Annotated in this window: 12 protein-coding genes; 6 read left to right on the top strand and 6 right to left on the bottom strand. The window is 70.3% G+C overall.

What is annotated here, in order from left to right; translation table 11 throughout:
* Positions 1-241 precede the first annotated feature (241 nt).
* Both ACZ7OI_RS25575 and ACZ7OI_RS25570 read left to right on the top strand, forming a co-directional pair.
* On the top strand, positions 242-745 hold the full coding sequence (locus ACZ7OI_RS25575; RefSeq protein ID WP_093576929.1) for a DUF3145 domain-containing protein: 504 nt from the start codon (positions 242-244) through the stop codon (positions 743-745).
* A gap of 23 nt (positions 746-768) precedes the next feature.
* On the top strand, positions 769-1,368 hold the full coding sequence (locus tag ACZ7OI_RS25570; protein WP_470266711.1) for a hypothetical protein: 600 nt from the start codon (positions 769-771) through the stop codon (positions 1,366-1,368).
* Positions 1,369-1,431: 63 nt separating this feature from the next.
* Here ACZ7OI_RS25570 and ACZ7OI_RS25565 read toward each other — a convergent pair whose 3' ends face one another.
* The 5 genes from ACZ7OI_RS25565 to ACZ7OI_RS25545 all read right to left on the bottom strand — a co-directional run bounded on the left by ACZ7OI_RS25565 (position 1,432) and on the right by ACZ7OI_RS25545 (position 6,591).
* Positions 1,432-2,682 carry a beta-ketoacyl-[acyl-carrier-protein] synthase family protein gene (locus tag ACZ7OI_RS25565; protein ID WP_470266710.1) on the bottom strand — a complete coding sequence of 417 codons (1,251 nt, stop codon included), beginning with the start codon at positions 2,680-2,682 and terminating at the stop codon, positions 1,432-1,434.
* A 52-nt stretch (positions 2,683-2,734) separates the two neighbouring features.
* Entirely contained in the window at positions 2,735-2,980 is a 246-nt protein-coding gene (locus ACZ7OI_RS25560; protein ID WP_037820481.1) for an acyl carrier protein, read from the bottom strand.
* Between the two features lie 70 nt (positions 2,981-3,050).
* A complete protein-coding gene (locus ACZ7OI_RS25555) occupies positions 3,051-4,016 on the bottom strand; it encodes a beta-ketoacyl-ACP synthase III (protein ID WP_470267150.1) in 966 nt (321 codons plus the stop codon).
* A 14-nt stretch (positions 4,017-4,030) separates the two neighbouring features.
* Positions 4,031-4,942, bottom strand: a complete 912-nt coding sequence (locus ACZ7OI_RS25550) for an ACP S-malonyltransferase (RefSeq protein WP_470266709.1) — start codon at positions 4,940-4,942, stop codon at positions 4,031-4,033.
* A 437-nt stretch (positions 4,943-5,379) separates the two neighbouring features.
* A complete protein-coding gene (locus tag ACZ7OI_RS25545; protein ID WP_470266708.1) occupies positions 5,380-6,591 on the bottom strand; it encodes a PucR family transcriptional regulator in 1,212 nt (403 codons plus the stop codon).
* A 156-nt stretch (positions 6,592-6,747) separates the two neighbouring features.
* On the opposite strand from ACZ7OI_RS25545, the gene ACZ7OI_RS25540 reads away from it, so the two are divergent.
* From ACZ7OI_RS25540 to ACZ7OI_RS25525, 4 genes are all read left to right on the top strand, one after another.
* Positions 6,748-7,665, top strand: a complete 918-nt coding sequence (locus ACZ7OI_RS25540; RefSeq protein WP_470266707.1) for an ABC transporter ATP-binding protein — start codon at positions 6,748-6,750, stop codon at positions 7,663-7,665.
* Entirely contained in the window at positions 7,662-8,876 is a 1,215-nt protein-coding gene (locus ACZ7OI_RS25535) for an ABC transporter permease (RefSeq protein WP_470266706.1), read from the top strand. Before ACZ7OI_RS25540 ends, ACZ7OI_RS25535 begins: the two co-directional genes overlap by 4 nt.
* Before the next feature lie 745 nt (positions 8,877-9,621).
* Positions 9,622-10,491 (top strand): mechanosensitive ion channel family protein, encoded by an 870-nt coding sequence (locus ACZ7OI_RS25530; protein WP_470266705.1) that lies wholly within the window; start codon positions 9,622-9,624, stop codon positions 10,489-10,491.
* Positions 10,492-10,769: 278 nt separating this feature from the next.
* On the top strand, positions 10,770-11,408 hold the full coding sequence (locus ACZ7OI_RS25525) for a nicotinamide mononucleotide transporter family protein (RefSeq protein WP_470266704.1): 639 nt from the start codon (positions 10,770-10,772) through the stop codon (positions 11,406-11,408).
* Positions 11,409-11,410: 2 nt separating this feature from the next.
* Here the strand turns inward: ACZ7OI_RS25525 and ACZ7OI_RS25520 are convergent, their stop codons facing one another.
* Positions 11,411-11,656, bottom strand: coding sequence for a hypothetical protein (locus tag ACZ7OI_RS25520; protein WP_470266703.1), 246 nt, complete (start codon positions 11,654-11,656; stop codon positions 11,411-11,413).

Raw genomic sequence — 11,656 nt, 5'->3', positions numbered from 1 at the left:
TTTCCGGTGCACCACGCTAGCGTGCCGGGCCGCCGGAACCGTGCTCCGCGCCCTCGCGTCGGCGTGGCTCACCACAATGGGTCGTCCGCTGCGACTTGTGGTGTTCGTGTGGCCAAACGGCACGGTTGGGGTGCAGAATGTGCTACACAGGTCGGGAGTTGCCGTGGAGGCTACGCAACCTGCGCAGGGTTCGAGAGGTCGTAGGGGAAGACGTCCCTCGTCGAACAAGCGGAGGTCAGCAGTGAGCACCCGTGGCAGCACCCGAGGCGTGGTGTACGTCCACTCGTCGCCGTCTGCGGTATGTCCGCACGTCGAGTGGGCTATTTCGGGCACCCTTGGTGCCCGGGTCGAGCTGAAGTGGACGGCCCAGCCGGCCAGTCCGGGTCAGCTCCGGGCCGAATGCAGCTGGAGCGCGCCCGCGGGCACCGCGGGCAAACTCGCCGGCGCGCTCAAGGCGTGGCCGATGGTGCGCTTCGAGATCACCGAGGAGCCCAGCGCGGGCGTCGACGGCGAGCGGTTCTGCTTCGCGCCCGGCCTCGGGCTCTGGCACGGCCGCACCAGCGCCAACGGCGACATCGTCGTGGGCGAGGACCAGCTGCGCGCGCTCGTCAGCATGACCCGCGGCGGCGAAACCCTCGCGCACAAACTGGACGAGCTCCTCGCCGCGGCCTGGGACGAGGCGCTCGAGCCGTACCGGCACGCGGGCGACGGCGCCCCGGTCACCTGGCTGCACCAGGTCGGGTGACCGAACGCGGTACCCTCACCCGGGTGAGCGTTCCTTCGGCCCCGCCCTCCCGTCAGCGGTGGTTGATCCCCGTGCTCGTGGTGGTGCTGTCCATCACCGTCGCCGGGGGTCTGCTCGCCCGCGAGCTGTACCGCCGCCCCGATTCCCCTCGTGCGACCGACGGTCAGGTCATGATGCCGTCCGCCACGACCAGCGGCGGTCCGGCCGACAAGTCCGGCTCGGTCCAGGTCGCGGTCACGCCGGACGCCGAGAACCACCCGCAGGACGACGCCGTCCGCACCGTGCTGCAGGCCTACTTCACCGCGCTCAACAAAAAAGACTACGACGCCTGGACCGAGACGGTCAGCGACGCGCGCCGCAGCAAGACCCCGGAAGTCGACTGGCACCGCAACTTCCAGTCGACGAAGGACGTCAACATCCTGTTGTACCGCATCGAACCGGGCGCGCAGGGCACGCTGCGGGCGCTGGTCGGGTTCACCAGCACGCAGTCGCTCAACGAGGCCCCGGTCGACTTCCCGCACGAGTGCATCAACTGGCGGCTGGTGCTGCCGATGAAGTTCGAGCACGGCTCGTACCGGATCGATACGGTCGACGGCACCGCCACCGAACACGACCAGTGCTGACCGCCGGAAAACGGTGAAGGGCCCCCGCGGGAATTCCGCGGGGGCCCTTCACCGTAAAGGGACTCAGTTCGCCGGCGTGAACAGCAGCGCGGTGTTGTGCCCGCCGAAACCGAACGAGTTGGACAGCGCCGCGGCGAGTTCGACCTTGCGGTTCTCCCCGGACACGACGTCGAGCTGCACCTTCGGGTCCTGCTCGGTGAGGTTCAGCGTCGCGGGCACGATGCCCTCGTACAGCGCGAGAATCGTCGCGATGCCCTCGACCGCGCCCGCCCCGCCGACGAGGTGGCCGAGCGCGCCCTTCGGCGCGGTGACCACCGGGTGCTCGCCGACCGCCGACCGGATCGCCGCCGCCTCGCCGATGTCTCCGACCACAGTGGACGTCGCGTGCGCGTTCACGTGGCCGATGTCCGAAGGGGACAGTCCGGCCATCGCCATCGCCGCGCGCATCGCCGCGATCTGCCCGATGCCCTCCGGGTGGTTGCCCGTGATGTGGTAGGCGTCGGACGTCAGGCCGTAGCCGGCCAGCTTCGCGTAGATCCGCGCGCCGCGGGCCTTCGCGCGGTCGGCCCGCTCGAGCACGACGACGCCGGAGCCCTCGCCGAGCACGAAGCCGTCGCGGCTCACGTCGAACGGACGCGACGCCGCGGCCGGGTCGTCGTTGCGCGTCGACACCGTGCGCGCCTGGGCGAACCCGGCGACGGTGATCGGGTGGATGCACGCCTCGGAACCGCCCGCGACCACGACATCGGCCCGTCCGGACCGGATCATCTCGTAGCCGTTCGCGATGCCCTCGGCCCCGGACGCGCACGCCGACGCGGGCGAATGCACCCCCGCGCGGGCTTTCAGGTCGATGCCCACGTGCGCGGCCGGGCCGTTCGGCATCAGCATCGGCACGGTCAGCGGCGACACCTTGCGAAGACCCTGCTTGTGCAACAGATCGTTCTGGGTCAGCAGGGTCACCGGCCCGCCGACCCCGGTGCCGATCGAAACGCCGAGGCGTTCCGGTTCGACATCGGTGTGCTCGTCGGTCTGCTCGGCGAACCCCGCGTCGGCCCAGGCCTGGCGGGCGGCGATGATCGCCACCTGCTCGCACCGGTCGAGCCGCCGGGCCTGCACCCGGGGCAGGATGTCGGTCGGCTCGACGGCGAGCTGCGCCGCGATCCGCACCGGCAAGTCCAGCTCCTCCGCCCAGTCCGCCGCGATCGTGCTGATCCCGCTGCGGCCGGCCAGCAGACCGTCCCAGGTGGACGCGACGTCCCCGCCCAGCGGCGTCGTCGCGCCCATGCCGGTGATCACGACGTCGATGTTGCTCATGGGAGTCTCCCCAAGGGTCGGCTCCGGACCGGGGCCCGGGTACGAAGAGGACTTACTTCGAGTTGGCGGACACGTAGTTCACCGCGTCGCCGACGGTCTTCAGGTTGGCCAGCTCGTCGTCCGGGATCTTGACGCCGAACTTGTCCTCTGCCTGCACGGCGATCTCGACCATCGACAGCGAGTCGATGTCCAGGTCGTCCACGAACGACTTCTCGGCGGTGACGTCGTCCTGAGCCACGCCGGCGACCTCTTCGACGATCTCGGCGAGGCCGGCGAGAATCTCAGTGTTGTCAGCCATCGGTGTTGTTCCCTTCTCGGTTCTTCTGCGGGTCCGCTCGCGGGCACGGCGCCCGCGGGGGAAGTATCGCTCAGGGCAGGACGAACGCCTGCGCGGCATAGGAAAGCCCGGCTCCGAAGCCGACCGCCAGCACCACGTCGCCGCTTTTCGCCGTTCCCGCCTTGCGCATGTGGTCCAGCGCCATCGGGATCGAGGCGGACGAGGTGTTGCCCGAGTACTTGATGTCGTCGGCCACCACGATGTCCTCGCGCGCCCCCTTGGCGCGCAGCTTCTTGGCGATCGACTCGACGATCCGGAGGTTCGCCTGGTGCGGGGCCAGCACGTCCACATCGGACGGTTGCAGCCCGGCGGCTTCCAGCGCGCGCAGGGCGATCGGCGCGATCTGCGTGGTCGCCCAGCGGAAGACCGACTGGCCCTCCTGGTAGATCCACTGGTGGTCGCGCATGTAGATCAGGTCGACGAGGTCGCCCGCGCTGCCCCACACCACCGGGCCGATGCCCGGTTCGTCGGACCCGCCGACCACCGCGGCTCCCGCGCCGTCGGCGAAGATGATCGCGTTCGCGCGGTCGGTCGGGTCCACCACGTCGGTGAGCTTCTCCGCGCCGATCACGAGGACCTTCTTCGCCGAGCCCGCGCGCACGAGGTCGGAGGCGACGCCGAGGCCGTAGCAGAATCCGGCGCACGCGGCGTTGAGGTCGAACGCGCCGGGGCTCGGCACGCCGATCCGCGCGGCGACCTGTGCGGCGGCGTTCGGGATCTGGGACGGCATGGTGCAGTTGGGCACGATGACCGTGTCCACTTCGGACGGATCGACGCCCGCGTCGGAGAGGGCGTCGGCCCCGGCGGCGACGGCGTAGTCGACCAGCACGTCGTCCTTCTCGCCGAACCGCCGCTCGATGATGCCGACGCGGTCGCGGATCCACTGGTCGTTGGTGTCCATGACCTGCGACAGATCGTCGTTCGTGACGATCCGGTCCGGCTGGTAGCTGCCGAATCCGAGGATGCGGGCGGCGGGCGCGCCGTGGGCCAGGCGCATGGTGGGACGGGCGGTCACTGGGCGTCCTCCTCGCGCAGCGCCGCCAGCTCGGCGGGCGACTTCAGCGCGGTGGTAGTGGTGACGACGCCCTTGAGCTGCCGCTTGACCAGTCCGGTCAGGGTGCCCGCGGGCGCCAGTTCGACGGTGCGGTCCACGCCGAGCGAGACGAGCCCGTCCATGGTGAGGTCCCAGCGGACCGGGCGGGTCACCTGGGCGACGAGCCTGCGCAGGTATTCCGCGCCGCTCGTGACGACCTGGCCGTCGGCGTTGGACAGCAGCGGGCGCGTCGGATCGGCCGGGGAGAGACCGGCGGCGTGCTCGCGCAGGGCGTCTTCCGCGGAGGCCATGTAGGGCGTGTGGAAGGCGCCGGCGACCTTGAGCGCACGGATCTTCGTGCCCTCCATCGGCTCGGCGACGATCTTCTCGATCGCGGCGGCGGACCCGGACGCGACGATCTGCCCGGCCCCGTTGCGGTTCGCGGCGGCGAGGCCCTGGCTTTCCAGCCACGCGGCGACTTCCTCGGGGTCGCCGAGCATCACCGCGGCCATCGACGTCGGTTCGAGCGCGCACGCCTTGGCCATCTCCGCGCCGCGGACCGCGGCCAGCGCGACCGCGTCGGCGGGGGTGAGCACGCCGGCGATCGCGGCCGCGGCCAATTCGCCGACGGAGTGCCCGGCGACCGGAGCGTCCGCCGGAACCGGCAGGTGCTCGAAGGACAGCAGGGACAGCGCGACGATCAGCGGCTGCGCGACAGCGGTGTCCTGGATCTCCTCGGCTCCGGCCTCGGTGCCGAGCCGGATCAGGTCGAGCCCGGACCGGGCGGACCACTCTTCGACGCGCGCGCGGGCGCCGTCGAGCTCGAGCCACGGGGCGAGCATGCCGGGGGCTTGGGAACCCTGGCCGGGGGAGAGGACTGCAACTGTCACGCTGTCTATGAGACCACGGGACGGGTCGGTGCTTCAGATGCGGGCGGTCACCAAGTCCGTGCGGCGTAATTGGAGGAAACCTCCAAAGACCCGCCGGAGAACCCCGCCCTTAACCCATCCGCCTTGTGGGATTCAACCAGCGCTTGCCGTGAAGTCTGTCACCCGACACGCCCCGGCGAGGAGGGTGCCGGGGGCCGGGGGTTCGCGGGGCTTCCGCCGATCGCGGGAAGAGCCGGGCGCGGACGGTGCCGATGCCGCATTCGACGCGCGATGGCCTCCAAGCGACATTGGGTGCGTTGCGGTGAACGCCGCGTTGAGGCTCCTCAGCAGCGCCGGGTGCGGCTCCTCGCTCCCGGCGAGTCCGTGAGGGCCACCCTGAGGGAATCAGATTCCCTCAGGGCGGCCCTCACGGACGTCGGCGTCGCGTATCGAACGGGTTACCAAAGCCCGCGGGCGCGGGCGAGCCTGCCGACGGTGAGCGCGACCCGCAGCACCAGCGCGTCGCGGGCGTCGGTCGGGTTGCGGCCGGTGAGTTCGGCGGCTTTGCGCAGCCGGTACCGGACCGTGTTCGGGTGCACGAACAGCGTTTGCGCGCAGCGTTCCAGCACCCCGCCAGTGTCCAGATAGGTCTCGACCGTGCGCTGCAGCGCCGCTCCGGCCTCCTCGAGCGGACGGGCCACCGAATCGACCAGCAGCCGCTCCGCCCCCGGGTCGCCGGACAACGCGCGTTCGGGCAGCAGATCGTCGGACCGCACCGGACGCGGCGCGCCGGGCCAGCCGACCACCGCGCGCAATCCGGACAGCGCCTCGGCCGCGCTGTGGTGTGCCTCGGCCAGCGTCGGCATGGTCGGGCCCGCCACGACCGGGCCGTCGGCGAACACCGTCGACATCCGGGCGAGGATCTCGCGTTCCTTCGGCCCGCCTTCGGTGGGGCCGCCGATCACGATCACCAGCCGCGAGCCCTGCACGGACAGCAGCACCGCGCGGCCGACGCGTGCGGCGCGGGCGCGGACGTCGAAAACCACTGTCGGCGGGTCGTCCGAGGGCGGATTTCCCACCATTACAGTCGCCGCCGCGGCCGGGTCCCAGCCGAGTGCCGCAGCACGCGACAGGACGGATTCCTCGGCGTCGCCGCGGACGATTCCGTCGACTACGAGAGCTTCGAGGCGCGCGTCCCACGCACCGCGCGCTTCCGCCGCGGCGGCATAGGAATTGGCCGCGGCGAAGGCGATTTCCCTGCCGTAGCGCAGAATTCCTTCGATCAGCGCGGCGCGTTCGGCTTCCGAGGCGGCGAATTCCGGGAGCTGTTCTTCGAAGACCTCGATCGCGAGCCGCACCATCGCGACGGCCTGGCGCAGGCTGATCCAGCGCGACACTTCGGTCGGCGCGTCGCGGAACGCTTCGGTGGTGAGCTTCAGCGCTTCCTTCGAATCGCGCAGCCACGCGACGAATCCGCTGGCTCCGGTCTGCGTGATCAGCAGCACGCTGGCGCGCTGGTCGGCGGGCAGCCGCGCGAACCAGACCAGCCGGCGTTCCATTTCCGCGACGCTCGCGCTCGCCAGCCGCCCGGAGGCGTGCTCCAGGCTGCGCAGGGTTTTGGCGGACAGCCCGTGGTGCTTGCGCGCGGGACGTCCCGTGGTGTCGGCCATGTCGGATCCGATCCTACGTGCCGCGCGCCGCCCGCAACTTCAGGCGGATGCGGCGGCGACCATGGGAGGTGGGCGGCGTCGTGCCGAAGTGCCTAGGATCCTCAAGCGGGGTGGTAGGGGATCACCCCGGGTGAAAAAAGAACAGGGGGACGGGCCATGCCAGAGCCCGGACTGGAGATCGACGGGATCTCCAAACGCTACGGCGCCGTGGTGGCGCTCGAGAAAATGACGTTCGACGTGCGGCCGGGGGAACTTTTCGGATTCGTCGGCAGCAACGGGGCGGGCAAAACGACCACGATGCGCATCGCGCTCGGCGTGCTGAGCGCCGACGCGGGCCAGGTGCGCTACGCGGGCGAGCCCGTCACGCACGAAACGCGTCGCCAGATCGGCTACATGCCCGAGGAACGCGGTCTTTACCCGAAAATGAAGGTCGGCGAACAGCTCACGTATCTGGCCCGGTTGCACGGAATGCCCGCGGCCGCGGCGAAGGCGTCGAGCGAGCGGTGGACCGAACGCCTCGGCGTTGCCGGACGCCGCGACGACGAGGTGCAGAAGCTCAGCCTCGGCAACCAGCAGCGCGTGCAGCTCGCCGCCGCGCTGGTGCACGAACCGCGGATTCTTGTGCTGGACGAACCGTTCTCCGGGCTCGACCCGGTGGCCGTCGACGTGATGAGCGACGTGCTGAAGGAGAAGGCGGCCGAGGGCGTTCCGGTCGTGTTTTCCAGTCACCAGCTGGATTTGGTGGAACGGCTGTGCGACCGGATCGGGATTGTCCGGAGTGGACGGATGGAAGCGTGCGGCACGGTGGCGGAACTGCGCGCGGGCGGGACGACCCGGCTGCTCGTGGACGCGCCTGAGGCTCCGGAAAACTGGGCGGCCGGGCTGTCCGGCGTGACGGTGATCGGCCGCAAGGGATCGGTGACCGAGCTGGAACTGGCCGACGGCGCGGACGACCAGGCCGTGCTGCGCGCCGCGCTGGCGACCGGCCCGGTGCGGGAATTCGCCCGGAAACTGCCGTCGCTGACCGAGTTGTTCCGTTCTGTCGTGTCCGAGCACCAGGAGGCCGCGGCATGACCGGGTCCGACGTCCAGATGAGCCCGCTCTCCGCGGTCGGCCTCGTGGCCGGGCGGGAGATCAGCACGCGGGTCAATTCCAAGGCCTATCGCGTCACCACGCTGGTGATGGTCCTGATCGTCGTCGGGCTGGCGCTGGTCTGCAAGCTCTTCAACGGCGGCGGGAGCGCCGACGCGACGGTCGGCTACGTCCCGGCCGCCTCGCAGCTGGCCGAGCCGCTGACCGCGACGGCGAAGACGATCGGCCAGACCGTCGCGACGCAGCAGGTGCCCAACGAGAAGGCGGGTCAGGACAAGCTGCGGGACGGCTCGATCGACGCGCTGCTGGTGCAGGACGCGAAGCGAGTCCATGTCCAGGTGAAGAAGGACTTGGACGCGAAGCTGAAGAACACGTTCACCGTGCTCGAGGGGCAGCTGGCGCTCAACCAGCAGATCGAGTCCCTCGGCGGCGATCCGGCGAAGGTGCGCCAGGCGACCGCCGAGGCGACGATCGACGAGCTGCCGCCGCTCGAGAAACCGTACGACTACAACGGGCAGCAGCTGGTGCTCGGCATCATCGCGGGCATCCTGATCTACATGTCGCTGATGCTCAACGGCCAGGGCGTGGCACAGGGCGTCGTCGAGGAGAAGACGTCGCGGGTGGTCGAACTGCTGCTGTCGACGATCAAACCGTGGCAGCTGATGGCCGGGAAGGTGCTCGGCATCGGCACCGTCGGGCTGATCCAGATGCTGGCGATCGGCGTGGCAGGCGTCGCGGCCGGGCTCGGGTTCGGGGTGCTGACGATCTCGGTGAACGCGGCGGTCGGCACCGTGATCTGGCTGATCGTCTGGTACCTGCTCGGGTTCTTCATGTATTCGATCGTGTTCGCCGCGCTGGGCGCGCTGGTGTCGCGGCAGGAGGACGTGGCCGGCGCGACCATGCCCGCGCTGATGTTCGTGATCGCCGGGTACGTGGTGGGGATTTCGATCCTGCCGTCGAACCCGGGGAGCCCGCTGGCCGAGGTGCTGTCGCTGATCCCAGTGTTCGCGCCGACGTTGATGCCGATGCGGCTGGCGATGGGCGGCGTGCCGGTGTGGGAGGCGGTGCTGTCGATGGGCCTGGTGGTCGCGCTCATCCCGGCGCTGATCTGGCTGGCCGCGCGGATCTACCGCAACGCGGTGATGCGCACCGGCGCGAAGGTGAAGCTGCGGGACGCGCTGAGCGCTGCCTGACAGAGGAGTTCCCTACGGCGGGCCGCGGCGGATGCTGCGGCCCGCCGTTCTGTCCCGGGAGCCTCTACTCTCGGTGGACGCTCCGACCGGGTGAGGGACCTGGGAAGCGGAGCCCCTAACCCACGTGGGTTAGCGGCAACGGGTGAGTTGCGTGAACTCCGCCCTCGCGATTGCTCCGCCCGCATTGCTGTCCCGCCCGGTCGCCGTGCCCGGCGTTAATGACCTTCGCGCCGCTTCCCGCGCCTCGGCGCCGGTGCGCTATTGCCGCTTCACCGTTATCCGACGGTCCGCCGGAAGATCCGCAATTCGCCGTCGCCGACCGTCGAGCCGCGCGAATTCGCACCGCACAGACCGCGCCCCGCCGGGATTCCCGTCCGGACATCTCCGCGACCGCGCCCAGGCCGGGACGCAAATCCGTCGGCGTTCCGCCATTCGCCCGAACATGAAGGCCAGATGAACGCCGGAGAAAACCCGAACCCTATTCGTCTCGGAAGCGGCGCCGCGCGGCAATAAAGAGCGGAAAATGTTCGAGGCCGCTCGGCGCTTGCGGTTTTCGCTGCGCCGAGCGGCCTCGTCTCCCCGGTCCCCACCGGTAGGACAAGTATGGCGGTGCTTGATCTTCCCGCGCCAGTCGTCTCACTCGATCGTGGTGCACAGCACTCGGGTGCAGTGGGTACCTGTCCTGCGACCCGGTGCGACAGGACGGTGCCGGAATCCACGTCGAACCGCGGCGAAGGGAGCCAGCGTGGGTGAACAACTCAAGGACGGACTCGGACAGGCCTGGAATCTGGTGGCCACGTTCGTCCCGAAACTCGTGGGCTTTCTGATCATCCTCTTGATCGGCTGGCTGATCGCGAAAGCCGTGTCCAAAGCCCTCGGGCTCGTTCTCGGAAAACTCGGTTTCACGCGGCTGGTGGAGAAGACCGGCCTGACCGGAATGGTGAAGGGCGCGAATCTCGACGCCACCACGGTGCTCGTGAAACTCGTCTACTACTTCATTCTGCTGATCGCGCTGCAGCTCGCGTTCGGGGTGTTCGGGCAGTCGAACCCGGTGAGCCAGCTGCTGAACGACATCATCGCGTTCCTGCCGAGGATCCTGGTCGCGGTGGTGCTGATCATCGTGGCCGCGGCGATCGCGAAGGTCGTGCGGGACGTCGTGTCCGGAGCGCTGGCGGGCCGTCCGGCGGGACGGCTGCTCAGCACGGTCGCGTACTGGCTCGTGATGGCGTTCGGCATCATCGCGGCGCTGGGCCAGGTTAACATCGCGACGTCGGTGACCGGTCCGGTGCTCATCGCGGTGCTGGCGACCGCGGGCGGCGTGATCGTGGTCGGCTTCGGCGGCGGCCTGATCAAGCCCGCCCAGGAGCGGTGGGGCGGCTGGCTGGCCAACCTGCAGGGCCAGGTCGGCTCGGGCCCCGGCAACGGCTCCCGGGAGCCGGGCCAGATGAGCGGACAGCACGCGCAGGCCGGGCAGGCCCGGACGCAGGGCTACCCGCAGTCCCAGTCGGGCAGCCTTCCGCAGCCGAGCGAGCAGACCCGGCAGATGCCCGCGGACGGCGGCCGCCCGCCGGAGCCGCCGACCCCGCCGGCCGGTTTCGGGCGCGTGGAGCACTGAGCCGGTGCCAGTCGGGAGGGTGAGGCCGGTGAGGTCCGCGGACACTCGCTGGCGTCAGGCCGTGCCGAGGGCCGGATTCGAGTCCGTCCCGCGGCTTCGCTGACGGCCGTTCCCCGGTCCGCGGACCGGGTTTGACCAAGGGGCCGCGCTGCTTCGGCAGCGCGGCCCCTCGGTCTGTCCGGCGTCCACTCAGCGGGACTGTCTGCAGTCTCACATCGGCACGGGAATGGAGGCTCCGTGTTGCATGTTGGGAGGCGTAGATCGGAAGGGGTGCCGACGTGGACTTCCTGTTGCACCACGGCGTGACCGTGTTCGGCCAGTGGATCTCGATCGCGGAGCTGGCCGGGCAAGTGTTCGCGCTCGCGGTCGTGTTCCTCGCGCAGCGGCGGACGCTGTGGACCTGGCCAGTGCAGGTCGGCGCGACCGTCCTGCTGTTCTCCGTTTACGCGTCCGCGCACCTCGGGGGCCTCGCCGGGCGGCAGGTCGCGATCCTGCTCATCTCGCTTTACGGCTGGTGGGCCTGGAATCGCCGGACGGATCCGGTGTACGGCGTCGTCGTGCGCAAGGGCCGGTGGACCGAGCGGGCCGTGATGCTCGGCGCGTTCGGGCTGGGCACGGTTGCGATGGCGCTGACGCTCCAAGCGCTCGACGCCTCGTGGGCGCCGTGGCCGGACGCCGCGATTTTCGTCGGGACGCTCGTCGCGTTCGCCGCGCAGGGTGTCGGGCTCGTGGAGTTCTGGGGCGTGTGGCTGGTGGTCGACGCGATCGGCGTGCCGCTGCAGATCCGCTCCGGCCTGTACTTCTCGGCCGCGATCTACCTCGTCTTCGCCGCGCTGGTGGTCCACGGCTGGGTCACCTGGAACCGCTCGGCGCGCACCGCGGTGGCCGGCGGGAAAACCGTCGCCGCGGCGCGCTGACCTCAAGCGCCGAGCGCGAGCTGCCCGTCCGGGGTCAGTTCGGCCTCCGTCCACTGCCCGACCGCGCCGCCGAGGGCGGACACCGGGCGGACCAGGCCTTCGCGCACCAGGTCGTGCGCGGTCGTCTGGTCACAGCAGGGCAGGCCGTCGACCCTCAGGTCCGGTTCGCAGCTGCGGGTGAGTTCGGCTCGGCCGGCGGCGATCGCGCGCAGCATCGCCAGCGCGCGGCGGTTCAGCGTGACGGACAT

This window comes from Amycolatopsis sp. NPDC114503 (genome assembly GCF_055633655.1).
Note: the sequence above shows the minus strand (reverse complement) of the source record. Positions and strands in the feature narration are given on the sequence as shown.

Excerpts from the sequence above, each read along its gene's own strand:
- ACZ7OI_RS25565 (WP_470266710.1), bottom strand. The coding sequence starts at position 2,682 with ATGAGCAACATCGACGTCGTGATCACCGGCATGGGCGCGACGACGCCG.
- ACZ7OI_RS25560 (WP_037820481.1), bottom strand. The coding sequence starts at position 2,980 with ATGGCTGACAACACTGAGATTCTCGCCGGCCTCGCCGAGATCGTCGAA.
- ACZ7OI_RS25555 (WP_470267150.1), bottom strand. The coding sequence starts at position 4,016 with ATGCGCCTGGCCCACGGCGCGCCCGCCGCCCGCATCCTCGGATTCGGC.
- ACZ7OI_RS25545 (WP_470266708.1), bottom strand. The coding sequence starts at position 6,591 with ATGGCCGACACCACGGGACGTCCCGCGCGCAAGCACCACGGGCTGTCC.
- ACZ7OI_RS25540 (WP_470266707.1), top strand. The coding sequence starts at position 6,748 with ATGCCAGAGCCCGGACTGGAGATCGACGGGATCTCCAAACGCTACGGC.
- ACZ7OI_RS25535 (WP_470266706.1), top strand. The coding sequence starts at position 7,662 with ATGACCGGGTCCGACGTCCAGATGAGCCCGCTCTCCGCGGTCGGCCTC.
- ACZ7OI_RS25520 (WP_470266703.1), bottom strand. The coding sequence starts at position 11,656 with ATGTCCGTCACGCTGAACCGCCGCGCGCTGGCGATGCTGCGCGCGATC.